The 22,933-nt window shown below is 63.9% G+C and carries 25 protein-coding genes; 14 read left to right on the top strand and 11 right to left on the bottom strand.

Going from position 1 to position 22,933, the window contains the following annotated elements:
* The 5 genes from IAE38_RS14035 to IAE38_RS14015 form a co-directional block, all read right to left on the bottom strand.
* Nucleotides 1-552: a hydrolase gene (locus IAE38_RS14035; protein ID WP_201218065.1), complete on the bottom strand. Its 552-nt coding sequence runs from the start codon at nt 550-552 to the stop codon at nt 1-3.
* A gap of 57 nt (nt 553-609) precedes the next feature.
* Nucleotides 610-1,329 (bottom strand): thioesterase II family protein, encoded by a 720-nt coding sequence (locus tag IAE38_RS14030; RefSeq protein WP_201218064.1) that lies wholly within the window; start codon nt 1,327-1,329, stop codon nt 610-612.
* Nucleotides 1,326-1,547: an MbtH family protein gene (locus IAE38_RS14025; protein ID WP_028634429.1), complete on the bottom strand. Its 222-nt coding sequence runs from the start codon at nt 1,545-1,547 to the stop codon at nt 1,326-1,328. The genes IAE38_RS14030 and IAE38_RS14025 overlap by 4 nt, the downstream gene beginning before the upstream one ends.
* 111 nt (nt 1,548-1,658) lie before the next feature.
* Entirely contained in the window at nt 1,659-2,060 is a 402-nt protein-coding gene (locus IAE38_RS14020) for a hypothetical protein (protein ID WP_201218063.1), read from the bottom strand.
* 49 nt (nt 2,061-2,109) lie between these two features.
* The gene (locus IAE38_RS14015; RefSeq protein WP_201218061.1) at nt 2,110-2,403 is read right to left on the bottom strand and encodes a DUF1330 domain-containing protein; all 294 of its coding nucleotides are present in this window, start codon (nt 2,401-2,403) and stop codon (nt 2,110-2,112) included.
* Between the two features lie 77 nt (nt 2,404-2,480).
* Here IAE38_RS14015 and ribBA point away from each other — a divergent pair, with 77 nt between their 5' ends.
* The 7 genes from ribBA to IAE38_RS13980 all read left to right on the top strand — a co-directional run bounded on the left by ribBA (nt 2,481) and on the right by IAE38_RS13980 (nt 10,313).
* Nucleotides 2,481-3,602 (top strand): bifunctional 3,4-dihydroxy-2-butanone-4-phosphate synthase/GTP cyclohydrolase II, encoded by a 1,122-nt coding sequence (ribBA, locus tag IAE38_RS14010; RefSeq protein WP_201218060.1) that lies wholly within the window; start codon nt 2,481-2,483, stop codon nt 3,600-3,602.
* A gap of 181 nt (nt 3,603-3,783) precedes the next feature.
* The gene (locus tag IAE38_RS14005; RefSeq protein ID WP_201218059.1) at nt 3,784-4,809 is read left to right on the top strand and encodes a polyamine ABC transporter substrate-binding protein; all 1,026 of its coding nucleotides are present in this window, start codon (nt 3,784-3,786) and stop codon (nt 4,807-4,809) included.
* Complete coding sequence (locus IAE38_RS14000; protein ID WP_201210375.1) at nt 4,806-5,723, top strand: ABC transporter permease; 918 nt, start codon at nt 4,806-4,808, stop codon at nt 5,721-5,723. The genes IAE38_RS14005 and IAE38_RS14000 overlap by 4 nt, the downstream gene beginning before the upstream one ends.
* A 6-nt stretch (nt 5,724-5,729) precedes the next feature.
* The gene (locus tag IAE38_RS13995; RefSeq protein WP_028634435.1) at nt 5,730-6,539 is read left to right on the top strand and encodes an ABC transporter permease; all 810 of its coding nucleotides are present in this window, start codon (nt 5,730-5,732) and stop codon (nt 6,537-6,539) included.
* Between the two features lie 20 nt (nt 6,540-6,559).
* Nucleotides 6,560-7,708 (top strand): ABC transporter ATP-binding protein, encoded by a 1,149-nt coding sequence (locus tag IAE38_RS13990; RefSeq protein WP_201218057.1) that lies wholly within the window; start codon nt 6,560-6,562, stop codon nt 7,706-7,708.
* Between the two features lie 110 nt (nt 7,709-7,818).
* Nucleotides 7,819-9,126 (top strand): substrate-binding domain-containing protein, encoded by a 1,308-nt coding sequence (locus IAE38_RS13985; RefSeq protein ID WP_201218056.1) that lies wholly within the window; start codon nt 7,819-7,821, stop codon nt 9,124-9,126.
* Nucleotides 9,127-9,281: 155 nt separating this feature from the next.
* Nucleotides 9,282-10,313, top strand: coding sequence for a TerC family protein (locus IAE38_RS13980; protein ID WP_201164111.1), 1,032 nt, complete (start codon nt 9,282-9,284; stop codon nt 10,311-10,313).
* On the opposite strand, the gene IAE38_RS23905 is transcribed toward IAE38_RS13980, so the two are convergent.
* From IAE38_RS23905 to IAE38_RS13970, 3 genes are all read right to left on the bottom strand, one after another.
* Nucleotides 10,237-10,596 (bottom strand): hypothetical protein, encoded by a 360-nt coding sequence (locus IAE38_RS23905; RefSeq protein ID WP_236404011.1) that lies wholly within the window; start codon nt 10,594-10,596, stop codon nt 10,237-10,239. The genes IAE38_RS13980 and IAE38_RS23905 overlap by 77 nt on opposite strands.
* The gene (locus IAE38_RS13975) at nt 10,596-10,964 is read right to left on the bottom strand and encodes a histone-like nucleoid-structuring protein, MvaT/MvaU family (protein ID WP_201164110.1); all 369 of its coding nucleotides are present in this window, start codon (nt 10,962-10,964) and stop codon (nt 10,596-10,598) included. The genes IAE38_RS23905 and IAE38_RS13975 overlap by 1 nt, the downstream gene beginning before the upstream one ends.
* Nucleotides 10,965-11,174: 210 nt before the next feature.
* Nucleotides 11,175-12,395, bottom strand: a complete 1,221-nt coding sequence (locus tag IAE38_RS13970) for an acyl-CoA dehydrogenase (RefSeq protein ID WP_201164109.1) — start codon at nt 12,393-12,395, stop codon at nt 11,175-11,177.
* A 139-nt stretch (nt 12,396-12,534) separates the two neighbouring features.
* On the opposite strand from IAE38_RS13970, the gene IAE38_RS13965 reads away from it, so the two are divergent.
* The gene (locus tag IAE38_RS13965; protein ID WP_028634441.1) at nt 12,535-13,458 is read left to right on the top strand and encodes a LysR family transcriptional regulator; all 924 of its coding nucleotides are present in this window, start codon (nt 12,535-12,537) and stop codon (nt 13,456-13,458) included.
* Between the two features lie 190 nt (nt 13,459-13,648).
* Entirely contained in the window at nt 13,649-14,803 is a 1,155-nt protein-coding gene (locus IAE38_RS13960; protein WP_201218055.1) for a cysteine desulfurase family protein, read from the top strand.
* A gap of 30 nt (nt 14,804-14,833) precedes the next feature.
* On the opposite strand, the gene nfsB is transcribed toward IAE38_RS13960, so the two are convergent.
* Nucleotides 14,834-15,487: an oxygen-insensitive NAD(P)H nitroreductase gene (nfsB, locus tag IAE38_RS13955; protein WP_201218054.1), complete on the bottom strand. Its 654-nt coding sequence runs from the start codon at nt 15,485-15,487 to the stop codon at nt 14,834-14,836.
* Nucleotides 15,488-15,592: 105 nt separating this feature from the next.
* On the opposite strand from nfsB, the gene IAE38_RS13950 reads away from it, so the two are divergent.
* Genes IAE38_RS13950 through IAE38_RS13940 form a run of 3 tightly spaced genes read left to right on the top strand, consistent with a single transcriptional unit; the run spans nt 15,593 to nt 18,010 of the window.
* The gene (locus tag IAE38_RS13950) at nt 15,593-16,501 is read left to right on the top strand and encodes a LysR family transcriptional regulator (protein WP_201218052.1); all 909 of its coding nucleotides are present in this window, start codon (nt 15,593-15,595) and stop codon (nt 16,499-16,501) included.
* 48 nt (nt 16,502-16,549) lie between these two features.
* Complete coding sequence (locus IAE38_RS13945) at nt 16,550-17,380, top strand: AraC family transcriptional regulator (protein WP_201218051.1); 831 nt, start codon at nt 16,550-16,552, stop codon at nt 17,378-17,380.
* A gap of 48 nt (nt 17,381-17,428) precedes the next feature.
* Nucleotides 17,429-18,010 (top strand): LysE family translocator, encoded by a 582-nt coding sequence (locus tag IAE38_RS13940; RefSeq protein ID WP_201218050.1) that lies wholly within the window; start codon nt 17,429-17,431, stop codon nt 18,008-18,010.
* On the opposite strand, the gene IAE38_RS13935 is transcribed toward IAE38_RS13940, so the two are convergent.
* Nucleotides 18,011-19,210: a sugar transporter gene (locus IAE38_RS13935; RefSeq protein WP_201218049.1), complete on the bottom strand. Its 1,200-nt coding sequence runs from the start codon at nt 19,208-19,210 to the stop codon at nt 18,011-18,013.
* Between the two features lie 197 nt (nt 19,211-19,407).
* Between IAE38_RS13935 and IAE38_RS13930 the strand changes: the two genes are divergently transcribed.
* Nucleotides 19,408-20,724 carry a PQQ-like beta-propeller repeat protein gene (locus IAE38_RS13930; RefSeq protein WP_201218048.1) on the top strand — a complete coding sequence of 439 codons (1,317 nt, stop codon included), beginning with the start codon at nt 19,408-19,410 and terminating at the stop codon, nt 20,722-20,724.
* A gap of 42 nt (nt 20,725-20,766) precedes the next feature.
* Here the strand turns inward: IAE38_RS13930 and calA are convergent, their stop codons facing one another.
* Nucleotides 20,767-21,819, bottom strand: coding sequence for a vanillin reductase (gene calA / locus IAE38_RS13925; protein WP_201164101.1), 1,053 nt, complete (start codon nt 21,817-21,819; stop codon nt 20,767-20,769).
* Between the two features lie 180 nt (nt 21,820-21,999).
* Between calA and IAE38_RS13920 the strand changes: the two genes are divergently transcribed.
* Entirely contained in the window at nt 22,000-22,905 is a 906-nt protein-coding gene (locus IAE38_RS13920) for an AraC family transcriptional regulator (protein ID WP_028634450.1), read from the top strand.
* The last annotated feature ends 28 nt before the right edge of the window (nt 22,906-22,933 follow it).

Here is a 22,933-nt window from a genome sequence, read left to right as displayed (position 1 = left end):
TCAGGGCTGTTCCCCCACCAGAAACGTCTTGCTGACATGACGGAAAGACGGGTGGCTGGCACTGCCCATCAGCTCGAACACCACCATCTCGCGGGTCACCACCTGCGCCCCGGCACCGCGCATGCGCGCCAACCCGGCGGCCTTGTTGGCCTGGGTACGGCTGTCACAGGCGTCCTCCACCACGAACACCTGCTTGCCCAGCGCCAGCAGGCCAAGCACGGTTTGCAATACGCACACGTGGGTTTCCATGCCGCAGACGATGAACTGCCCACGCGCCATCAATTCGCTGGGCAGGCACTGGGCAGCGACGCAGGAGAAATGGTTTTTTTCCACCACCTCGGCCTTAGGCGCGGCTTCCAGCAACGGCCCGAGTGTAGGGCCAAGACCTTTGGGATATTGCTCCGAAATCACCGTCGGCAATTTCAGCGCTGCTGCCACCGCCAGCAACCAGCGAGCGCGTGCCTGGGTGCCTTCAGGGTCGCTCATGGCGCCGATGAGTTTTTCCTGGATGTCGATGACCAGCAGCGTGGCCTTGTTCGGGTCAATCAGCATTGCCTGCCCCTTGCCTGGGAAAAGCCCTAGCCTCTCCCAGGCAACCGGGGACGTCAATCAGGCGGACTGGCGCAACGGTTCCAGTGCGCTGGTCAGGGCAGCCAGTACGCGGTCTTCATGCTCGTGGATGAAGAAATGGCCGCCGCTGAACATCTGCCTGGAGAAGGCACCGCGCGTCTCCAGACGCCAGGCGTCGAGTTGCTCATCACTGGCGCGGTCGTTTTCGCCGCCCAGCACGTGCAACGGGCAGTGCAACGCAGGGCGCTGACGGTAGGCGTAGGTACCGCAGAGCAGAAAGTCGGCCCGCAGAATGGGCAGCGTCAGGCTAATCAGCTCAGGGTTGGCCAGCACTTCTTCCGGCGTACCCTGCAGTGTGCGCAGTTCGTCGAGCAACTCGGGGTCGGTTTTGGGCTCGCGCCAGTTGTTGCCATCGTAGTCTTCACGGCGGGTGGGCGCCGCCGTACCGCAGGCGAACAGCGCCAGGGGTGGGGTGCACCCCAGCCCTTGCAACGCATGGGCAAGTTCGAACGCCAGCAGCGCACCCAGGCTGTGGCCAAGCAAGGCATAAGGGGCGTTGGCCGCCAAGCGCTGCTCGGCCGCCAGTTGCCGGGCCAGGCCCTGCATGTCGGTGTGCAAGGGCTCGCCCAGGCGTGCGCCACGCCCGGGCAGCTCGACCGGGCGCACCTGCAACCAGGCGGGCAGCTTGCGCCGCCAGCGGCTATACACCATGGCGCTGGCGCCCGAGTACGGCAGGCACAGCAGGTTGACCGTGGTCACTGCGCAGCAGCTTCCGCCATTTTCTGGCGCAGGCTCAGCGGGCGCATGTCGGTCCACACCTCGTCGATGTAGGCCAGACACTCCTTCTTCAGGCCGCTCTTGCCCACGGCGCGCCAGCCATCGGGGATCGCTTTGTAGTCGGGCCAGATCGAGTATTGCTCTTCGTGGTTGACCACGACCTGAAACTGGATGTCGTCACGGTCGAAAACGGAAGTCATTGCCTGTCTCCTTGAATGGTGAGGGCCGCAGCGCCAGGGGCGCAGGGGGGCTTTGAAGTAGACGTGGCAGGGCGTAAAAAAATTAATCGCAGTTGGCAGCGCTGCCTGGCATCAGGCATCGCGCAGCAAGTCATGGGTGTCGAGCAGGCGGAACGCCACCTGTGGGTTACGCTCCAGGCCCCGGCGGATGGCCGCCGGGATGGCCTGGCGAGTCTTGCGGCACAGCCCCGGCTGATCGTCCAGTTCGATGACGATGCCGCGCATGGTGCGCACCTCATGGTGGCCGGGGGCGATGTGCAGCCGGATACCGAGGTTGTCGTACAGGCGCTGCTGCAAGCGGTACAGGTCTTCGAGGGACTGGAGGTTTTCCAGCCGCTCGAGCAGGCGCTTTTCTTGCTGCCGGTTCAGCAGAAGAATGCGCTGGGCGGCCTGTGCGTGAGTGGCCAGTTGTTCACGGCCGCAGTTACAGGCACCCGGCGGGCAAGGTTGGCGCAGGGGTGCAGGGCTGGTCATCGGCCAAGCATAGCCAGTTTTACCTGCACTGTGGCCCCTGCCTTGTGGTTCAGCCATCGACCCCCTCGACGATGATCACCTCGGCCCGAGCCACCCCCTGGCGGTGGCTACAGGCTTGCTGGTACTGGTCTGAGTGGTAGCAGGCCAGCGCCTGTTCGTAGGAGTCGAACTCGATGACCACGCTACGCTGAGGGGTGGCACGCCCTTCCACCGCCTCGCTGCGCCCACCGCGCGCCAGAAACCGCCCGCCAAACGCCTGGAACGCCGCCGGGGCGCGCTGGGTGTATTGCAGGTACTGCTGAGGGTCGGTGACGTCCACATGGGCGATCCAGTAGGCCTTCATGCGTAACTCTCCTCTCGAAATGATTTTATGTATGATGGTATACCATAATAATCAACCAGCCACAGCGAGTGTGCAATATGGCTTTCAACACTGTCGATGAGATTCTCGAGGACTACCGCCAAGGCAAGATGGTGCTGCTGGTAGACGATGAAGACCGGGAAAACGAAGGCGACCTGCTGATTGCAGCCGAACGTTGCGATGCCCAGGCAATCAACTTCATGGCCCGCCAAGCCCGCGGGCTGATCTGCCTGACCCTGACCGACGAGCACTGCCAGCGCCTGGGCCTGGAGCAGATGGTGCCGGCCAATGGCAGCGTCTTCAGCACCGCGTTCACTGTTTCGATCGAAGCGGCTACCGGGGTAACGACCGGCATTTCTGCCGCCGACCGCGCCCGCACCGTGGCCGCCGCGATGGCCGCGGACGCGCGCCCGGAAGACCTGGTGCAGCCGGGCCATATCTTCCCCTTGCGTGCGCGTGAAGGCGGTGTGCTGAACCGCGCGGGGCATACCGAAGCGGGCTGCGATCTGGCGCGCCTGGCCGGTTTCAGCCCGGCGTCGGTGATCGTGGAAGTGCTCAACGATGACGGCACCATGGCGCGGCGCCCCGACCTGGAAGTATTCGCTGCACGCCATGGCATCAAGATCGGCACCATCGCCGACCTGATCCACTACCGCCTCAGCAACGAACAGACCGTCAAGCGCATCGGCGAACGTGAACTGCCAACCGTGCATGGCACCTTCCGCCTGGTCACCTATGAAGACGGCATCGAAGGCGGTGTGCACATGGCCATGGTGATGGGCGACATTCGCCGCGAACAACCGACCCTGGTGCGGGTGCATGTGATCGACCCGCTGCGCGACCTGGTGGGCGCCGAATACGCCGGCCCTGCCAACTGGACGTTGTGGGCCGCCTTGCAGAAAGTGGCCCAAGAAGGTGCCGGCGTGGTGGTTATCCTGGCCAACCATGAGTCTTCCCAGGCCTTGCTGGAGCGCGTGCCGCACCTTACGCAACCGCTGAGGCCCTACCAGCGGGGCCAGTCGAAGGTGTACTCGGAGGTGGGTACCGGCGCCCAGATTCTTCAGGACCTGGGCGTCGGCAAGCTGCGCCACCTGGGGCCGCCGTTGAAATACGCAGGCCTTGCCGGCTATGAGCTGGAAGTGGTGCAAAGCATCCCCTTCGAACCCGGGATGCTCGGCTGAACCTGCGGCGCCGGGCAAAGCGCGGAGTGATGGCCGGTCGCCTCATGCCCCTTGCGAAAAGTTTGGAATACCATAATATGATATCCCGTAGACCTTGAATTTGCTGTAGCTGCTCCCCGAATACTGTTGGCGGGCGCACCACACCCCGCCTCGAATAACAAAAAGCAACGAGGGCGTAACCATGCTGTTGAGCAAACGTGTAACCGCAGTGCTGTCTGCAAGCCTGCTGACCCTGGCGTGCCAGGCTGCCCAGGCCGCCGAAAGCGTCAATTTCGTCAGCTGGGGCGGCACTACCCAGGACGCGCAGAAGGAAGCGTGGGCAGTGCCCTTCACCAAAGCCACCGACATCAAGGTGGTGCAGGACGGCCCGACCGACTACGGCAAGCTCAAGGCCATGGTGGAAAGCGGTAACGTGCAGTGGGACGTGGTCGACGTAGAAGCCGACTTTGCCCTGCGCGCCGCCAGCGAAGGCCTGCTCGAACCCCTCGACTTCACCCAGATCAAACGCGACAGGATCGACCCCCGGTTCGTCTCCGACCATGGTGTCGGCTCGTTCTTCTTCTCCTTCGTGCTCGGCTACAACGAGGGCAAGCTGGGCGCCAGCAAACCCACCGACTGGACCGCGCTGTTCGACACCAAGACCTACCCCGGCAAGCGTGCGCTGTATAAATGGCCAAGCCCGGGCGTGCTTGAACTGGCCCTGCTCGCCGATGGCGTCGCCCCCGACAAGCTGTACCCACTGGACCTGGACCGCGCCTTCAAGAAGCTCGATACCATCAAGAAGGACATCGTCTGGTGGGGCGGTGGCGCCCAGTCCCAGCAACTGCTGGCCTCGGGTGAAGCCTCCCTTGGCCAGTTCTGGAACGGCCGCGTGTACGCCCTGCAGCAAGATGGCGCACCGGTGGGTGTGAGCTGGAAGCAGAACCTGGTCATGGCCGATTTCCTGGTCATTCCCAAGGGTGCCAAGAACAAGGACGCGGCCATGAAATTCCTGGCCAACGCCAGCAGCGCTGAAGGCCAGGCCGAGTTCGCCAACAAGACCGCCTACGCCCCCGTCAACGTCGACAGCGTGGCCAAACTCGACAAGGCCCTGGCCCCGAACCTGCCAACCGCCTATGCCCAGGACCAGGTCACCCTGGACTTCGCCTACTGGGCAAAAAACGGCCAGGCCATTGCTGCCCGCTGGAATGAGTGGCTGGTCAAATGAAGGTTGCCATCAACGCCCTGCACAATGCCCAAGGTGCCCCCTCGGGCACCGGCGGCACCGCTGCGGCGCCACGGCGGGCCAGCCTTGGCCAGCGCTGGAAAGGCAGCCGCAACCTGCTGCCCGCCCTGCTGTTCCTCGGCCTGTTCTTCTTCGCCCCGCTGGTCGGCCTGTTGCTGCGTGGTGTACTGGAGCCAACCCCCGGGCTTGGCAACTACGAGCAGCTGTTCGCCAACTCCGCCTACGCCCGGGTGCTGTTCAACACCTTCTCCGTAGCCGGGCTGGTGACCCTGATCAGTGTGCTGCTGGGCTTCCCCCTGGCCTGGGCGATTACCCTGGTACCCAAAGGCTGGGGCCGCTGGCTGCTTAACATCGTGCTGTTGTCGATGTGGACCAGCCTGCTGGCGCGCACCTATTCCTGGCTGGTGCTGCTGCAGAGTTCGGGGGTGATCAACAAGGCGTTGATGGCCATGGGCATCATCGATGCCCCGCTGGAAATGGTGCATAACCTGACCGGTGTGGTGATCGGCATGAGCTACATCATGATCCCGTTCATCGTGCTGCCGCTGCAGGCCACCATGCATGCCATCGACCCGATGGTGCTGCAGGCGGGCTCGATCTGCGGCGCCAGCCCCTGGACCAACTTCTGGAAGGTGTTCCTGCCGCTGTGCCGCTCCGGGCTGTTCTCCGGCGCGCTGATGGTGTTCGTGATGTCGCTGGGTTACTACGTCACCCCGGCCCTGCTGGGCGGTGCGCAGAACATGATGCTGCCCGAGTTCATCATCCAGCAGGTGCAGTCGTTCCTCAACTGGGGCCTGGCCAGCGCCGCCGCCGCCTTGCTGGTGCTGATCACACTGGTGCTCTTTTACCTGTACCTGAAGCTGCAACCGGAATCCCCGGTTGGCAACGCGAGGTAAACCGCCATGCTCCTGTCTCCCAATGCCATGGGCCGCCCGCTGCGAACGGGCCTGTACCTGACCACCGGGGTGATTGCGGCCTTTCTGCTGCTGCCAGTGGTGTTCATCGTGTTGCTCTCGTTCGGCTCGTCCCAGTGGCTGGTGTTCCCACCGCCGGGCTGGACCTTCAAATGGTACGGCCAGTTCTTCTCCAACCCTGAGTGGATGGACGCGGCGCTGGCCAGCCTGAAAGTCGCCGTGCTGACCACCGTGGCGGCTGTGCTGCTGGGCCTGCCAACGGCCTTTGCGCTGGTGCGCGGCCGCTTCCCCGGGCGAGAAATGCTCTACGGCCTGTTCACCATGCCGATGATCGTACCGCTGGTGATCATTGCCGTGGCGGTGTATGCGCTGTTCCTCAAGCTGGGCTACACCGGCACGCTGTTCGCATTCGTGGTCAGCCACGTGATCGTGGCCCTGCCCTTCACCATCATCTCGATCATCAACTCGCTGAAGCTGTTCGACCAGTCCATCGAGGACGCTGCGGTGATCTGCGGGGCCTCGCGCCTGCAGGCCATCTTCAAGGTAACGTTCCCAGCCATCCGCCCGGGCATGATTGCAGGCGGCCTGTTTGCCTTCCTGGTGTCATGGGATGAAGTGGTGCTGAGCGTGATGATGGCAAGCCCTGAGTTGCAGACCCTGCCGGTGAAGATGTGGACCACCTTGCGCCAGGACCTCAGCCCGGTGATTGCGGTGGCCTCGACCCTGCTGATCGGCCTTTCGCTGCTTGTGATGTTCATTGCCGCCGCCTTGCGCCGGCGTACCGAAACAAACGCCTGAGCGCGCGGAGAAAAACAACAATGAGTGCAGTGATCAAAGACAACGCGCCAGGCAAGCTCCTGGTCAGCCTGCGGGGCTTGAACAAGCACTACGGTGACTTCACCGCCGTGGACAACCTCGACCTGGACATTCAGGACGGCGAGTTCCTGACCTTCCTGGGTTCCAGCGGCTCGGGCAAGTCCACTACCCTGTCGATGCTGGCCGGCTTCGAAACCCCCAGCAGTGGCGAGATCCTGGTGGATGGCCAGTCGCTGGTCAATGTGCCACCGCACAAGCGTGATATCGGCATGGTATTCCAGCGCTACTCGCTGTTCCCGCACCTAAACGTGCGCGACAACATCGCCTTCCCGCTGGCCATCCGCAAACTCACCGCCGCTGAAACCAAAAAGCGCGTGGATGCCATGCTGAAGCTGGTGCAACTGGAACCGTTCGCCCACCGTAAACCGTCGCAGATGTCCGGCGGCCAACAGCAGCGCGTGGCCATTGCCCGGGCGCTGGTGTACGAGCCGCGCATCCTGCTGATGGACGAGCCACTCGGCGCGCTGGACAAGAAACTGCGCGAAGACCTGCAGGATGAGCTGCGCCAGCTGCACCGCCGGCTGGGCATCACCATCGTGTATGTCACCCATGACCAGGAAGAAGCCATGCGCCTGTCCCAGCGCATTGCCATTTTCAGCCATGGCAAGATCGTCGGCCTGGGCACCGGCTACGACCTGTATCAGAACCCGCCCAATGCGTTCGTGGCCTCGTTTCTGGGCAACTCCAACTTCCTGCGCATCAAGGCCACCGGCAACGGTGCCGGGCGCTTCGAGGGCCAGCCGGTGGCCATCCGCCTCACCCCGGGGCTGGTTGCCGAACAGGAGGCGCTGGTGATGGTGCGGCCTGAAAAAGCCCTGGCCCTGACCGCCGAACAGGCCGCGGCACAACCCCTGCCTGCGGGCTGGAACGAAGTCAGCGCCAAGGTCGGCGAGGTGTTGTTCCTGGGTGAAAGCCAAACCTGCCACGTGATCACGGCGGGGGGGACCGAGCTGACCGTGAAAGCCTTGTCGGCTGCCGGCATGCCGATGCAGCCAGGGGATGCGGTGCACGTGCGCTGGGCGGTGGCCGATGCGTGCATCTACACCGAATGGGAAGAGAGCGACCTGAGCAAGTCGGCTGGAGCCCATTGAAGCCTTGAACGCGGCGGCGCCACTGCGGCGCCGCTGCGCCAGCGCAGTCATATAAACATCACGCAACTGTCGTAATCTGCCGGCCACCTCTGTGCCACGGGCCTTCCGGCATGCCTCGCCTGCTCATCCTGCTGTTCAACCTGCTCCCGCTGACAGCCCTGGCCGAGCCCGTGCACCTGCGCCTGGCCGGCTCCAATACCATGGGTGCGACCTTGCTGCCTGCACTTGTGGTCGGGCAACTGCAGGCGCAGCAGGCAACCGCGGTGCACACCCAGCCAGGCCAAACCGCCAATGAAACAGTGATCACTGCCGTCGACGCCTCCGGCAGCCCCATTCGGGTCGACATAGCCGCCCACGGCAGCAGCACCGGCTTTGTCGCCCTGGGCCGCGGTAACGCCGACCTGGCAGCAGCGTCGCGCCCCATCACCGAGCGCGAACAACGCGCGCTGCACGCGCTGGGCAACCTGCGCGAGGCCGACACCGAGCAGGTGATCGCCCTGGATGGCATTGCCGTGATCACCCACCCAGATAACCCACTGGCGCAACTCACCACCGATCAGCTCGCCCAGGTGTTCTGCGGCCAGGTGCATCACTGGGAGCAACTGGGTGTGCCCGGTGGTGCCATTCATCTCTATGCCCGGGACAACCGCTCGGGCACCTATGCCAGCTTCAAAGCGATGGTGCTGGCACCCCGTCAGTGCCAATTGGCGCACAACGCCCAACGCTTCGAAGCCAGCGAGCCCTTGGCCGCAGCGGTGGCCAACGACCGGCAGGCGATTGGCTTCAGCAGCCTGGCCGCCGTCCACCGGGCCAAGGTGTTGCCTGTGGCGGACGGCGATACCCCCGCCCTGCTACCCACGTCGGCGCAGGTCGCCAGTGAGGATTACCCGCTCTCCAGGCGTTTGTTCCTGTACCTGCCCGCCCACCCCAAACCGCAGGCCATGGCCTTGGCCGAATTTGCCCAGAGCCCAGCCGGCCAGGCGATCGTCGCCCGGCAAGGCTTCGTTTCCCAGCAGATCGAAGCGCAACAGGTAAACACCCGGCCCACCATGCCGCCGAGCTATCGCAGCCTGGCGCAGCAGGCGCGGCGGTTGAGTGTGAGCTTGCGCTTCCAGCCAGGCAGCGCCGCGCTGGACAACAAAGCCCTGCGCGACATCCAGCGGGTCGCCCGCTACCTCGACCAGGCCGGCAAGCTGCAGCGCCGGGCGGTACTGGTGGGGTTCGGTGACCCCAAGGACACCCCAGGGCGCGCAGCGCTGCTGTCACGGCTGCGGGCGCAAGCGGTGCGGCGCGTGCTGGCCCGCGAGGGTGTCGAGGTGCTGGAACTGATCGGCCTGGGGGACGACCTGCCGGTAGCCGACAATGAGCGTGAGCAGGGCCGCCTGCGCAACCGTCGGGTAGAGGTGTGGGTGTACTGACAGGTGCCAGCAAAGAAATGTAACAGCTGGCCACCCTCCCCGCCGGTAACCTCGTCTAGCCTGAAACCCATGTGATACCGGGCCCCTCTGACGGCTGCCAAGCCGCCATGTCGGATCACTGTTGCCTTGCAACATCGACAATCAAGGAGGGGCTCATGACAGCTCTGCACACATTGCTCACCACCCCGTTTCTTGGCACCAGCACCTGGTTGTGGCTGGTTTTCATGGCGATCGTCATCGGCTTGCTGGTGCTCGACCTGGGCGTTCTGCATCGCCAGGACCGGGAAATTGAAATGCGCGAAAGCCTGTTGCTGTACTCAGGCTACTTCAGTGTCGGCCTGTTGTTCGGCGCCTGGGTGTGGTTCCAGCTGGGTGCCCAGTCGGCACTGGAGTTCTACACAGGCTTTCTGGTCGAACAATCGCTGTCCATGGACAACGTGTTCGTCATGGCCATGATCTTCGGTTATTTCGCCGTGCCCCGCCGCTACCAGCACCGGGTGCTGTTCTGGGGCATTTTGGGGGTGGTGTTCCTGCGGGCGATCATGATTGGCGTGGGCGCGGCGCTGGTGCAGAACTTTGCCTGGGTGCTGTACCTGTTCGGCGCCTTCCTGTTGTTCACCGGTATAAAAATGGCCTTGGCCAAGGATGACGACAAGCCTGACCTCGCCAACAACCCGATCTTGAAGTTCGTGCGCCGGCACATGCGCGTCACCGACGACATCCACGGCTCACGGTTTTTCGTGCAGCACACCCCGCCTGGGCACAGCAAGCCGCTACGCCACGCCACGCCTCTGTTCCTGGCGCTGGTACTGATCGAATTGGCCGACCTGGTATTCGCGGTGGACAGCGTGCCAGCGATTTTTGCCATCACCCAGGACCCGTTCATCGTCTACACCTCGAACATCTTCGCCATCCTCGGCCTGCGCTCGCTGTACTTCGCCCTGTCGGCGCTGATGCACCGCTTCGTGTACCTCAAATACGCGCTGGCCCTGGTGCTGATTTTCATCGGCTGCAAGATCTTTTATCACGGCATGGTGGGCAAAGTGCCGGCACTGTTGTCACTGGGGGTGACGTTCGGTTTGCTGCTGGGCGGCGTGGTGATATCGCTGATCAAGACGCGGGGGCAGCAGTTGCCTGCGCAAGAGGCTGCTCAAGCGCGCGATACCACTGGGCATAAGGAGTGTTGACTGCCATGTGCCGGTTGAAGTCCGGGCTGCCGTCGGACCACCAAACCGGCCCGCGCTCGCCCAGGGCCTCCTTGGCCGCCTGCACATGGGCGCGTGCTTGCTGGAGCAGGCTTGGGTCACTGTGCGCCCTGGCATGTTTCACGGCGCGCCGTGCCTGCATCAGCGCATGCACCCAAGTGCTGCGCTGCGCGTCTGACAATGAGGGGTTGGAGCAGCGCCACAGCCGCCCCCGGACCACGAAGTATCGGCCGTCCGGGGTGGTGGGGTAGCGCTTGCCAGACATTAGCGGGCCAGCCAGTTTTCCACTTCGTCGGCACCGTATTCGGCTTTCCACGACTTGAGCTTGGTGTGGTTGCCGCCTTTGGTCTCGATCACTTCACCGGTGTGCGGGTTCTTGTACTGTTTGACCTGCCGCGCACGGCGCGGCGCTTTTTGCCCAGCAGCGGGTGCGGCCTTGTGTTGCCCGGCCTGCGGGTCGAGCAAATTGACGATGTCGCGCAGGCTGTACTCATACTTGGCCAACAGGTTGCGCAGTTTGGTTTCAAACTCGATTTCTTTCTGCAGCTCCGGGCTGCCTTTCATGGCTTCCAGTTCAGCAAGTTGCGACGCCAGCTTTTGTTCAAGCTGGCGGAATTCGGCGAGACGGGACATGGGCATGGTTCCTTTTTCAAGACGGCCAGGTAATAACGCGTTATCAACTGCTTAGTGGCACCGAACAGTATATTGGTTCAACACGTTGTCGAACTTGCTCGGGCACCTTCAGCCTGTCGTACTCCCAGTTATAGACTGTCCCAACCCCTTTTGCCCAGCCACTCTCAATACACGCGCTGCCTTCTCAATGCGCACCCTCTGACTCGCTGCCTACTTCATCATCTGCACAGGCAGATACTTGCCCACCTCATACTTGCCAATCGCCGCACGGTGCACTTCGTCCGGCCCATCGGCCAGGCGCAAGGTGCGCTGCATGGCGTACATATACGCCAATGGGAAGTCCCCACTTACACCCGCGCCCCCGTGAAGCTGAATGGCACGATCAATGACCTTCAACGCCACATTCGGCGCGACAACTTTTATTTGGGCAATCTCGCTGCGGGCAATCTTGTTGCCCACGGTGTCCATCATGTACGCCGCTTTGAGCGTGAGCAGCCGCGCCATGTCAATTTCCATTCGTGAATCGGCAATGTTGTCCATATTGCCGCCCAGGCGCGCCAGCGGCTTGCCGAATGCCGTGCGCGACACGGCGCGCTTGCACATCAGTTCCAGTGCCCGTTCGGCCATGCCGATGGAACGCATGCAGTGGTGAATACGGCCGGGGCCAAGCCGCCCCTGGGCTATTTCAAAACCACGGCCCTCGCCTAGGATCACATGGTCGTAGGGCACCCGTACGTTTTCGAACAGCACTTCGGCATGGCCATGGGGGGCGTCGTCGTAGCCGAACACGGGCAACGGGCGTACCACCTTCACGCCCGGCGCATCCATGGGCACCAGCACCATCGAATGCTGCTGGTGGCGCGGGCCCTGTGGGTTGGAAAGGCCCATGAAGATCATCACCTTGCAGCGCGGGTCGCAGGCCCCGGAGGTCCACCACTTGCGGCCGTTGATCACCCATTCGTCACCCTCGCGCAACGCGGTGGCCGCCATGTTGGTGGCATCCGACGAAGCCACGTCCGGCTCGGTCATGGCAAACGCCGAGCGGATCTGGCCTTGCAGCAGCGGCTCCAGCCACTGGCGTTTCTGCGCCGGGGTGCCATAGCGCACCAGCACCTCCATGTTGCCGGTGTCAGGCGCTGAACAGTTGAAAGGTTCCGGCCCCAGCAGCGAGCGGCCCATGATCTCGGCCAGCGGTGCGTATTCAAGGTTGGTCAGCCCCGCGCCGTATTCCGATTCCGGCAGAAAGAGGTTCCACAAGCCCTCTGCGCGGGCTTTGGCCTTGAGGGCTTCCATGACTGCCGTGGGCTGCCAGCGGTCGCCTTCAGCAACCTGGCGCTCGAACACCGCTTCAGCGGGGTATACATGGGTGTCCATGAACGCGCTGACGCGCTCGCGCAGTGCCTGCACCTTGGGCGAATAGGCGAAATCCATCGGGGCTACCTTCATGGTCCGGGGTAAGTGAGCAGAGCCTAGAGCAGCCACGCGCCATCCAGCTAGTCTATTTTCGCCGTGTATTAACATTCATAACCGATATATGATCGACGAATAATTCAAACAACGAGCGGCGCCCATGAACCTCAGCAAGGTCGATCTCAACCTGTTCATCGTGTTCGATGCGATCTACACCGAAGCCAACCTTACACGCGCCGGGCAGATCGTCGGCATTACCCAGCCGGCGGTGTCCAACGCCCTGTCGCGCCTGCGCGAAACCTTCAACGACCCACTGTTTGTGCGCACCGCCCAGGGCATGGTGCCCACCCCCATGGCGCAGAACATCATCGGCTCGGTCCGCAATGCCCTGGCGCTGCTGCGCACCTCGGTGCAGGAAAGCCGCACGTTCAACCCTCAGCAGGCCAACAAGACGTTTCGCATCAGCATGACCGACCTGACCGAGGCGGTGATATTGCCCCCGCTGTTTCAGCGCCTGCGGCGCCTGGCGCCCTCGGTGCTGATCGAGAGCTTTTTGTGCAAACGGCGCGAAACCACCAAGGAGCTGGCCGCCGGCCGCCTGGATTTCGCCATTGATGCCCCGCTCAACACCGACCCCCAAGTACGCCATGTCAAGCTCATGCAGGACCGCTATGTGTGCGCGTTGCGCCAGGGCCACCCGCTGGCAGACAGCACGCTCACCCTGGAAAGCTACCTGGGCATGACCCACATTCATATTTCCAGCCGGCGCAATGGCCTGGGTTACGTAGACCTGGCCCTCGGCAAAATGGGCGTGCAGCGCAAGGTTGCCCTGCGCTCGCAGCACTACCTGATGGCCTCTCAGGTGCTGCAACAGACTGACATGGCGATGACTGTGCCCGAGCGCTTCGCCCGTCGCCACCAGCTTTGCTACAAACCACTGCCGGTGGAGGTACCCGCACTGGAAACCCACCTGTACTGGCACGAGAGCACCGACCAGGACCCGGCCAACCGCTGGATGCGTGAGCAGATCACCGAGCTGTGCGAGCGTGTGGTGGCGCAAGAAGAGAGAACGATGCAGCCTTGAACGCGCGTATCAGATCAGTAATGAACCCTCTGGCGGCTTAACGTTAGAAAAAAATTCTCCTTATTCCCAACAGGGAGAATTTTTTCGCGAAATATTCTTAAAACAGGGCAACTAAAGGTAAAACCATCTTCCGGCGCCGGGTAATCTTGCTCAATCACTTGAAGCTTTCTGGCCACACACGGAATTGCCCATGCCTGACGCCCCGCTCTATTTCGACTACGCCGCCACTACGCCCGTTGATGAACGGGTGATCGAAACCATGCTCGCCAGCCTTGGGCGAGAGGCCCACTTCGGCAACCCTGCTTCCAGTGGTCACGCGTACGGCCAAGCCGCTCGCGCTGCCGTCGATCAGGCGCGCCAGCAGGTGGCAGAGCGGGTGGGCACCACGGCGGATGCGTTGGTGTGGACGTCTGGCGCAACCGAATCCAACAACCTGGCGCTCAAGGGCATCGCCCAGGGTCTGGGGCAACCTGCACACCTGATCACCAGCCAGCTGGAACACAAGGCCGTGCTGGACACGGTGGCAGAGCTTGAACGCCAGGGCTGGTCGGTCACGCGCCTGCCCCCTGACGCCGCCGGGCTGATTCAACCCGCTGCCGTGCAGGCTGCGCTGCGCGCAGACACCCGTCTGGTGTCGCTGATGGCGGTGAACAACGAACTGGGTACGGTCACCGACTTTGCCGCCATCGGCGAGCGGGTGCGTGCCCACGGCGCCTTGCTGCACGTGGATGCTGCCCAGGCCGTGGGTAAATTGCCCATCGACCTGGCAGTACAGGCGGTAGACCTGATGTCGTTCTCGGCGCACAAGGTGTACGGCCCCAAAGGCATTGGCGCGCTCTACGTGGGGCCGCGGGCACGCCCCCACTTGCGTGCGCAGATCCATGGCGGTGGGCATGAACAGGGGTTGCGTTCCGGTACCCTGGCGACCCACCAGATCGCCGGCATGGGCAGCGCCTTCGCCCTCGCAGGGCAGCCGGGGGGCAGCGAATACCAACGCCTGGAGCGGCTTGCCTGGCGCCTGCGCGATGGGCTGCTGGCACTGCCCGGCGTCAGCCTCAATGGCTGCGCCCGGCAACGCGTGCCGCACACCCTCAACCTGTGTATCGACAGTACAGGCTTCAACAGCGCCGCACTGGCGAACGAGCTGGCGCTGTCAACCACCTCGGCGTGCAACTCGGCAAGCAATGCGGCTTCGCATGTGCTGCTGGCGTTGGGGCTGGATGAGCGCAAGGCACGCAACAGCGTGCGCCTGAGTGTGGGCAGGTTTACCCGCGAGGCGGATGTGGAAACCGCGATTGCGGTATTCACCAGGGTGCTGACTGCATCCTCGGCCGCGCTCTGGTGAGGTTGCGGGGCCTGTGAGGCCCCAGCCACACTAGAGGAACGTGAACACCTGTTCGGCAGGCAAGCGGGACTTGCTCAGGCCGGCGTTGAAATCTGCCTCGCCGTGATAGCCCAGGCACAACATCACCACGCTGGTCAAACCACGCTCACGCAGCCCCAGTTCAGCGTCCAGGCGTTTGCTGTCGAAGCCTTCCATGGGCGTCGCATCCAGGCCGTAGGCCGCCGCGCCGAGCAGGGCCGTACCCAGGGCCAGGTAGGTCTGCTTTTCCATCCAGTGCTGAATGTCCTTGAGGTCATGGCGATGCAGGTCCACGTAGTGGCGCCGGCTGTTGTTCTGCGCTGCCCGTGCCTGCTCGTCGCGGAAGCGCCCGTCGGTGGCCTCCTGGGCCAACACAGCATCCAGGTGCGCCTCGGTCATGGTGGTACGGGCGCAGAAGACGATCACATGGGACGCATCACGCAGCTTCGGCGAGTTGTAGGCGTAGTCGGCGTCGGTACTCTTGGCCAGGCGGGCCTTGCCCTCATCGCTGCCGACAACCACAAAATGCCAGGGCTGGGAGTTGACCGAGGACGGGCTGTGGCGCAGTTGCTCGAGCAGCGCGTCAAGGGTGGCCTGGGGAATGCAACGCGATGCGTCGTAGGCCTTGGTGGTGTAGCGGCGCTTGGCCAGCGAAACGGTATCCATGGGGTAGCTCCAGGCATTTCAAGGGGGACAGGTGGGCCATATTATCTTTCCTGCAGCAAAGAAAAACCGGCACAATCGAGCAACACTTTTCTTGCCGGAGTGAAAATGCTGCGCCTCGCTGACCTCGAACTGTTCGTGCGCAGCAGCGTATTGGGCAGCTTTACCGCAGCCGCCCTGGAAGCTGAGCTGCTGCCCGGCCAGGTGGCCGCCGCCATCAAGCGCCTGGAGCGCGACCTGGATGTGCGCCTGTTCGCCCGCACCACCCGCAGCCTGCGCCTTACCGCCGAAGGGGAGCGCTACCTGCCCACTGCCGTGACCGCGCTGGAGACCCTGCGCCAGGGCCATGAAGACCTGCACGGCAACCCAGGGTCGCTGCGCGGCACCCTGCAGGTGTCCGCGCCCTCGGACCTGGGCCGCAACATGTTGCTGCCCTGGCTCAGCGCGTTCCGCCGCGCGCACCCCGCCTTGCACCTGCGCTTTCTGTTGTCTGACCAGATTGCCGACCTCAACCGTGACCCGGTGGACGTTGCCATCCGCTACGGGCGCAATCAGGACGCCAACTACATCGCCCTGCCGCTGGCCGACTGGAACCGCCGGGTGCTGGTGGCCTCGCCCGCCTACCTGAACAGGCATGGCCGGCCGCAGACGCCCGATGCCCTGCAGCAACACGCCTGCCTGCTGTACATGCAATATGGTCGCGTGTATGACAAATGGCAGCTGGGTAACCGCACGGTGCAGGTGCGCGGGCCGCTGGTCAGCGACGACGCCGATGTGATTCGCCGGCTGGCGATTCTGGGGGAAGGTATCGTCTACAAGTCCTGGCTGGATGTGAGCAACGACCTGGCAAGCGGCGAGCTGGAAATCGTCCTGCCCGACCTTGCAGGCGAGCCGACCCCGGTCACGCTGGTATGCCCACACCGCAAGCAACTCACCCCCGCGGTCGGCCAGTTGCACCTGTGGTTGCGTGAACGGTTCGAGGCGCTGCGGGGCAGTTGCACAAACCTTCCAGACTGATGCGGGCAGCTGCGCTAAGGTAGCTGTTTACCCTGGGTGGAGACGGCCATGGGCAACTGGATCGACCTGAAAACGGACGCTGATACCGGCATTGAGTCGGTGCGCGCGCACTTTGTCGGGCATGCCTACGACCCCCACTGGCACGACAGCTTTCTGGTTGGCGTTACCGAGCAGGGCGTGCAGCAATTCAATTGCCGCCGGGTACGCCACCGCAGCACCCCCGGGCAGGTTTTTCTGCTGGAACCCGGTGACATTCACGATGGCCTGGCCCCGACCGAGGATGGGTTCACTTACTCGACGCTGTACCTGCAGCCTGCCTGGCTGGACCAGCAACTGCGTGCACTGTTCGAACACGTGCCCCACGACAGCCTGCCGAGCTTTGCCGATACCCTCAGCCACGACGTGCAGCTGGCCCAGGCCACCGCCCTCGCCTTCCAGGCGGTGCACCAGCAGGACCTGCGCATCGTCCGGCAGAGCGCGACCGACGCATTGCTGGCCAGCCTTACCCGCCACCTGCACTGGCGCCGCCGCCAGAACCCCGACCCGCGCCTGCCGCTGACAGCGCAACGGGCACGGGACTACCTGCATGACAACCTGGAGCGCGATATCGGCCTGGAGGAGATGGCGCTTGCCTGCGGCATCGACCGTTTCCGCCTCACCCGTGCATTCAAGGCAGCGTTCGGCCTGGCACCCCACGCCTACCTTATCCAGCTGCGCCTGGCCCATGCCCGCCGCCGGCTGGCGCTGGGCCAGCGCCCAGCCGACGTGGCGATTGCCCTGGGCTTTGCCGATCAAAGCCACCTGGGGCGCTGGTTCCGCCGCGCCTACCAGCTGACCCCGGCGCAGTACCGCAGGCTTTGCTCAAACCTTCCAGACTGACGCGCAGTAACCCGTGAGCATGGTGCTTCTTTGACAGGAGCCCATTCCATGACCCCTACCCTTTTGCCATTCATGCTGTTTGCCCTGGTAGCCAGTATCAGCCCTGGCCCCACCAACCTGTTGATCCTTGCACGGGGCGCCAGCCTGGGCCTGCGCGCGACCCTGGCGCCCGTCATGGCCGCCTGCACCGCCGCGGCTGCCATCGTGCTGGTGGTTGGCCTTGGCATGGGGGAACTGTTGCTGCGCCATCCATTGGCCAGGCAACTGATGACCTGGGGTGGTGTGCTGTGGCTTACCTGGCTTGCCTGGCAACTGCTGCGCAGCCCGACAGGGGTTGACTCACGCGCTGGTGGGCGTGGGTTCGATGCGCTGAATGCCGCCGCCCTGCAGATGATCAACCCCAAGGTATGGTTGATGGCCGTCGCCGTGATCGGGGTGTTTGCCACACCCTCGGTCGCAGTGTGGCAACTGGCGCTGCTGTTCTTGCTGATTGCCCTGCCGTGCATGGCCGCGTGGGCGTTGCTGGGTGCCGGCAGCGCCAGGTGGCTGGCACCCCGGCGCATGCGCGTGTTCAACCAGGTTCTGGCCCTGGCATTGCTGGTTTCGGCCTGGGCAGCGGTGTTGCTCTGATCAGTGCACCAATGCCTGCCGGAAGCGTTTGCTGCTGCAAGAGGCCAGCACCAGCCCCACCAGCGCCACCGCGCCCCCTACCAGGCCTATGTTGGCCACGCCCATCTGGCTGCTGACGATACTGCCTAACAAGGCGCCGCCGCCGATGCCGATGTTGTAGATACCCGAGAACAGCGCCATGGCCACGTCCGTTGCGTCCGAAGCCAGCTTCAGGGTTTTGGACTGCAGTGCCAGGCTGAAGCTGAGGATGGCCACCCCCCAGAACATGCTCAGTGCGGCAAAGGCGTAGAAGTTGCCCGCAAATGGCAGAAGTAACAACAGGCAGGCGGCGAGCAGGCCAATCGAGCCCACCAGAAAACCTTGAGGGAAACGGTCGCTGTAGCGGCTGAACAGGAACGAACCGACCACACCGGCACCGCCGAACAGCAGCAGAAGCAGCGTGGTGCGTTCACCGCTGAGCTGCGCCACATGCAGGGCGAAGGGTTCGATGTAGCTGTAGGCGGTGAACTGTGCCGTAACCACCAGCGTGACCAAGAGGTAGGTAATGACCAGCGCCGGGCGTTTGAACAGGATGGGCAGGCTGCGCAGCGAGCCGGAATTCTGGCTGGGCAGCAACGGCAATGACTTCATCAGGCACAGCATGGTGGCCAGCGCTACCCCGGCAATGCTCAGGAAGGTGACCCGCCAGCCCAGCGCCTCGCCCACCACGCGCCCCAGAGGAATGCCCAGCACCATGGCCAGGGTGGTGCCGGTGGCCAGCAGGCCCAGCGCCTTGGCCTGCTGGCCAGGCGGCGCCACGCGCACCGCCAGTGATGCAGTAATGGCCCAGAACACAGCATGCGCCAGCGCGATGCCGATTCGGCTGACCAGCAGCATGGCAAAACTCTGCGACAACCATGACAGCAGGTGGCTGACGATGAACACTACGAACACGAACAGCAGTAGCCGACGCCGCTCCACGTTGCGGGTCAGCAGCATCATCGGCAATGAAGCCAGCGCCACCACCCAGGCATAGATGGTCAGCATCAGGCCCACCTGGGCGGTACTCATGTCGAAACTGCGGCCGATGTCACTCAGCAACGCCACCGGTACGAACTCGGTGGTGTTGAAGATGAAGGCGGCCAGCGCCAGGGCGATGACGCTCAACCAGCTGCCCGTACCTTCGGTGGGAGGCAGGTGGGTGGGGGTGGGTCCGTTCATGAAAAACCGGTTCTCCGCAAGCAAGGCAACACCACGCACGCCTGGCACCTGCTGTTCGCGGGAGGGGCGCACGTTTTGTTATTGGAAGGAATGCAGGCATGGTACGCGTCAAACCAGGGCCTCACAACCGCAGGGCCGAAGGAGTAACATGCGCGCATTCTCAGAAACGCGTGGGCAACAAGGAGTTCCATCCACTCATGGACAAGCAGCATCCCCAGCAGCAGTGGCAGCAGGCAGTCACGGCCTATGCTCAGGCCATCAACCAGTACGTTGCCCAAGGGCAGGCACAGGGCTGGGATCACCTCGAAGAGCCGCAGCCACCTGCCACTGAACACTTGCTCGACGCCTGGCTGGCGGCCCTGCAATCGGCCAATCGGCCAGGCGTGGATGAGCAGGCGCACCAGGCATTCCGCCAGGCCTGGCCACCGGCCCACCAGCCCCTGGTGCCGTTGCTCGATGAGCACGCCCAGGGGATCGCCACACTCCTGTTGTTGGACGACGGCAGCGTGCTGGCGCGCATCGGCATGCCCCATGAAAAAGGCCAGGTGGTGCGTATCGACGGCAACAGCGTCACACCGGTGATCGGCGTCGAGCACTTTGGCCGTTGCCCTGAACGCCGCTATTTCGCCCTGGCCAACGCCGAAGGTGTACGCGTGACCGATGGCTGGGGCGGCCCGCTGGTACAACGCCTGGCCTGGCCCAGCGGCCTTGAAGGGCTGCCCAAGGGCTACCCGTTCGAACCGTTTGAAATGCCACCTACACCAACCGTGCTGATCCCGTTTGCCAATGGCCAGCAGGTGCTGCTGGTCAGCGACGAGGGCATTTTCCTGCTGGCTGCCCACGGCGCAACACGCCTGCTACCGCAACAGCAGCAGGTGCTCGATGACCTGGCCGAGGGTATCGACCCCGACGATATCAACCTGGGGCTGAGCATGGCCCATGGCACGGTATCGGCCGACGGGCGCCTGATCGTGGTGGGCGACCAATGCAGCCGGCACCTGGTGCTGGACGACAACCTGCAGGTAGTGGCGCAGGTGGGCCCGGTGAGCGAGTACCCGCACTTTGCGCTGTTCAACGCCGCAAGTGACCAATTGCTGCTCAATGCCTGCCACTTCTACAGCGGTGCCACGCTGGCAGTGCGGGTGGCCGACCTGCCGGGGCTGGATACCGATTACTACAGCGAAGACCCGCGCACGCCCGTGATTCAGGAAGGCGCACGGGTGTATGCCGGGGTGGCGCGTGAGGGGGAGTACATCGTCGGCGACGCCTATGGCTATCTGCGGGCGTTCGCCGAAGACGGCAGTGAGCGCTGGCAGCACTTCATCGGGTCAACCCTGTGTGCCCTGGACATCAGCCGCGACGGGCGCACGGTGGTAGCCGGGACCTATGCCGGGTTCGTTGCGGTGATCGCGCTGGACACCGGGCGGCCTGACTGGCAGATCGGCACCGGCCCCCATGCTGAAACACAGCGCTGGCTGTTCTGGAAGGGCTGGGACAAACCGCTGCGCTGGTAGCACAGGTTGCCCGCACCCTGGCGGGTACGGGCAACCTGCAGGTCAACCCTGGAGGGTGGCCATGTCGATGACGAAGCGGTACTTCACGTCGCCAGCGATCATGCGCTCGTAGGCCTGGTTGATGTTGCGGATATCCAGCATCTCGATATCGCAACGGATGTCGTGCTTGGCGCAGAACTCCAGCACCTCCTGGGTTTCGGCAATGCCGCCGATCAACGAGCCGGCCAGTACCCGGCGTTTCAATACCAGGTTGGCTGCGTGCACGGCGGGGTCGATGGGCTCGATCAGGCCCACCAGAATGTGCACGCCATCGAACTTGAGGGTTTCCAGGTAGGGGTTGAGGTCGTGTTGCACGGGGATGGTGTCGAGCAGGAAGTCGAAGCGGCCGGCCGCCGCGCTCATCTGCTCGGTATCGCTCGACACGATCACATGGTCGGCGCCCTGGCGGCGAGCCTCGGCTGCCTTGGCCGCAGAGCGGGTGAACAGGGTCACTTCCGCACCCAAGGCCTTGGCCAGCTTGATGCCCATGTGCCCCAGGCCGCCCATCCCAAGGATGCCCACCTTGTGCCCGGGGCCTACGCCGTGGTGCTTGAGCGGCGAATAGGTGGTAATGCCAGCGCACAGGATGGGCGCTGCGCTGGGCAGGTCCATGCCGTCGGGGATGCGTACCACGAAGTGTTCGCTGACCACGATGCTGCTGGAGTAGCCGCCCATGGTATTGCTGCCGTCCACCCGGTCCGGGGTGGCGTAGGTCATGGTCGGGCCTTCGAGGCAGTATTGCTCCAGGTCCTTGGCGCAGGCCTCGCAGTGGCGGCAGGAATCGACCATGCAGCCCACACCCACCAGGTCACCCACCTTGTGCCCACTCACCTGGTCGCCCACCGCCGTGACACGGCCGATGATCTCGTGGCCAGGCATCAAGGGGTACACGGCAATCCCCCACTCGTTACGGGCCTGGTGAATATCGGAGTGGCAAACGCCGCAGTAGAGGATTTCGATGGCGACGTCATCCGGGCGCGGGCTGCGGCGCTCGAAGGTCATGGGTGCCAGTGGGCTGGTCGGGGTTTGGGCAGCGTAACCGATGGCTGTATACATACTGGGCCTCGCAGTGAAGTGAAACGATTCAGGCGAGCCATTTTGCTTGCTCGACGCCCCCTCGCCCACAGCTGATCCTCCGGCATGCATGCCTGATTCTCCGGGAATCCGGTTTTGCATGTGGCGCCGGGCTGTCAATCTGCGATCATCGTACTGTCCGATTCTCTGCCCTGGTGCTCCATGCAACTGACCCGCCACGTCGACGCCAATGCGCCGCTCTGCTCGCTGATCCGCCGCCTGGCCACGCGCCCGGGGTTCGTCCCTACCCATTTGCCACAGGTGCAGGTGCTGAGCTGGGACCATTACGTCGCCAGCAGCCCGCAAATCTACGAGCCTAGCCTGATGATCCTGGCCCAGGGCAGCAAGCTGGCTCGCCTGGGGCCGCGCACGCTGGAATATGGCGCCGGTCATTACCTGGTGCAGGCGCTGTCGGTACCGTTCATGTGCGAAACCTTCGCCACGCCCCAAGCGCCATTGCTGGGCGTGGCCGTGGACATCGACCGCTCGGTGCTCAGTGAACTGGTGCAGCGCATGGATTTGCCGGCGGGCGGTGTGGTGCAGGCCCAGACACCCCAGTCGATGACCTCAGCGGCGTTGGACGCGCCCATGCGCGACAGCGTGGAGCGCCTGCTGCACTGCCTGCAGGACCCGCTGGACGCCAAGGTGCTGGGCCCGGCGCGGGTCCGCGAGGTGCTGTACACCGCCCTGCGCGGCCCGCAGGCCGGGGTGTTGCGGGCTTTGGTGGAGCAGCAAGGGCACTTCGCGCGCATCGGTGCGGCGCTGGCTCACCTGCGCGAGCATTACAGCGAGCCTTTGAACGTCGAGACCCTCGCCGCACGGGCCAATATGAGCGTGTCGACGTTCCACGAGCATTTCAAGCGCTGCACCGACATGGCGCCCATGCAGTACCTGAAGCGCCTGCGGCTGCTCAAGGCGCAGCAGATGCTGATTGGCGAAGGGCTGGGGGTGGCGCAGACTGCGCATCGGGTGGGCTACCAGAGCACGTCGCAGTTCAGCCGCGAATACAAGCGCCAGTTCGAGCACAGCCCAGGGGAAGAGCTGCCGTACAAGAGCTTGCCGGTCTGACCTGCTGCACACACAGCACCCACCCGGG

This window comes from Pseudomonas sp. S32 (genome assembly GCF_016648095.1).
In the GTDB taxonomy this organism is placed as follows: domain Bacteria; phylum Pseudomonadota; class Gammaproteobacteria; order Pseudomonadales; family Pseudomonadaceae; genus Aquipseudomonas; species Aquipseudomonas parafulva.
The sequence above is the reverse complement of the archived record's forward strand: the minus strand, read 5'-3'. Positions and strand labels throughout refer to the sequence as shown.

What these genes read in the sequence shown, in the direction of transcription:
- IAE38_RS13995 (WP_028634435.1), top strand. Translation starts at nt 5,730, where the DNA reads ATGCTCCTGTCTCCCAATGCCATGGGCCGCCCGCTGCGAACGGGCCTG.
- IAE38_RS13990 (WP_201218057.1), top strand. Translation starts at nt 6,560, where the DNA reads ATGAGTGCAGTGATCAAAGACAACGCGCCAGGCAAGCTCCTGGTCAGC.
- IAE38_RS14020 (WP_201218063.1), bottom strand. Translation starts at nt 2,060, where the DNA reads ATGACCAGCCCTGCACCCCTGCGCCAACCTTGCCCGCCGGGTGCCTGT.
- IAE38_RS13960 (WP_201218055.1), top strand. Translation starts at nt 13,649, where the DNA reads ATGCCTGACGCCCCGCTCTATTTCGACTACGCCGCCACTACGCCCGTT.
- IAE38_RS13945 (WP_201218051.1), top strand. Translation starts at nt 16,550, where the DNA reads ATGGGCAACTGGATCGACCTGAAAACGGACGCTGATACCGGCATTGAG.
- IAE38_RS13920 (WP_028634450.1), top strand. Translation starts at nt 22,000, where the DNA reads ATGCAACTGACCCGCCACGTCGACGCCAATGCGCCGCTCTGCTCGCTG.
- nfsB (WP_201218054.1), bottom strand. Translation starts at nt 15,487, where the DNA reads ATGGATACCGTTTCGCTGGCCAAGCGCCGCTACACCACCAAGGCCTAC.
- IAE38_RS13950 (WP_201218052.1), top strand. Translation starts at nt 15,593, where the DNA reads ATGCTGCGCCTCGCTGACCTCGAACTGTTCGTGCGCAGCAGCGTATTG.
- IAE38_RS14015 (WP_201218061.1), bottom strand. Translation starts at nt 2,403, where the DNA reads ATGAAGGCCTACTGGATCGCCCATGTGGACGTCACCGACCCTCAGCAG.
- ribBA (WP_201218060.1), top strand. Translation starts at nt 2,481, where the DNA reads ATGGCTTTCAACACTGTCGATGAGATTCTCGAGGACTACCGCCAAGGC.
- IAE38_RS14025 (WP_028634429.1), bottom strand. Translation starts at nt 1,547, where the DNA reads ATGACTTCCGTTTTCGACCGTGACGACATCCAGTTTCAGGTCGTGGTC.
- IAE38_RS14005 (WP_201218059.1), top strand. Translation starts at nt 3,784, where the DNA reads ATGCTGTTGAGCAAACGTGTAACCGCAGTGCTGTCTGCAAGCCTGCTG.
- IAE38_RS23905 (WP_236404011.1), bottom strand. Translation starts at nt 10,596, where the DNA reads ATGTCTGGCAAGCGCTACCCCACCACCCCGGACGGCCGATACTTCGTG.
- IAE38_RS13980 (WP_201164111.1), top strand. Translation starts at nt 9,282, where the DNA reads ATGACAGCTCTGCACACATTGCTCACCACCCCGTTTCTTGGCACCAGC.
- IAE38_RS14035 (WP_201218065.1), bottom strand. Translation starts at nt 552, where the DNA reads ATGCTGATTGACCCGAACAAGGCCACGCTGCTGGTCATCGACATCCAG.
- IAE38_RS14000 (WP_201210375.1), top strand. Translation starts at nt 4,806, where the DNA reads ATGAAGGTTGCCATCAACGCCCTGCACAATGCCCAAGGTGCCCCCTCG.
- IAE38_RS13935 (WP_201218049.1), bottom strand. Translation starts at nt 19,210, where the DNA reads ATGAACGGACCCACCCCCACCCACCTGCCTCCCACCGAAGGTACGGGC.
- IAE38_RS13985 (WP_201218056.1), top strand. Translation starts at nt 7,819, where the DNA reads ATGCCTCGCCTGCTCATCCTGCTGTTCAACCTGCTCCCGCTGACAGCC.
- IAE38_RS13970 (WP_201164109.1), bottom strand. Translation starts at nt 12,395, where the DNA reads ATGGATTTCGCCTATTCGCCCAAGGTGCAGGCACTGCGCGAGCGCGTC.
- IAE38_RS13940 (WP_201218050.1), top strand. Translation starts at nt 17,429, where the DNA reads ATGACCCCTACCCTTTTGCCATTCATGCTGTTTGCCCTGGTAGCCAGT.
- IAE38_RS13965 (WP_028634441.1), top strand. Translation starts at nt 12,535, where the DNA reads ATGAACCTCAGCAAGGTCGATCTCAACCTGTTCATCGTGTTCGATGCG.
- IAE38_RS13930 (WP_201218048.1), top strand. Translation starts at nt 19,408, where the DNA reads ATGGACAAGCAGCATCCCCAGCAGCAGTGGCAGCAGGCAGTCACGGCC.
- IAE38_RS13975 (WP_201164110.1), bottom strand. Translation starts at nt 10,964, where the DNA reads ATGTCCCGTCTCGCCGAATTCCGCCAGCTTGAACAAAAGCTGGCGTCG.
- calA (WP_201164101.1), bottom strand. Translation starts at nt 21,819, where the DNA reads ATGTATACAGCCATCGGTTACGCTGCCCAAACCCCGACCAGCCCACTG.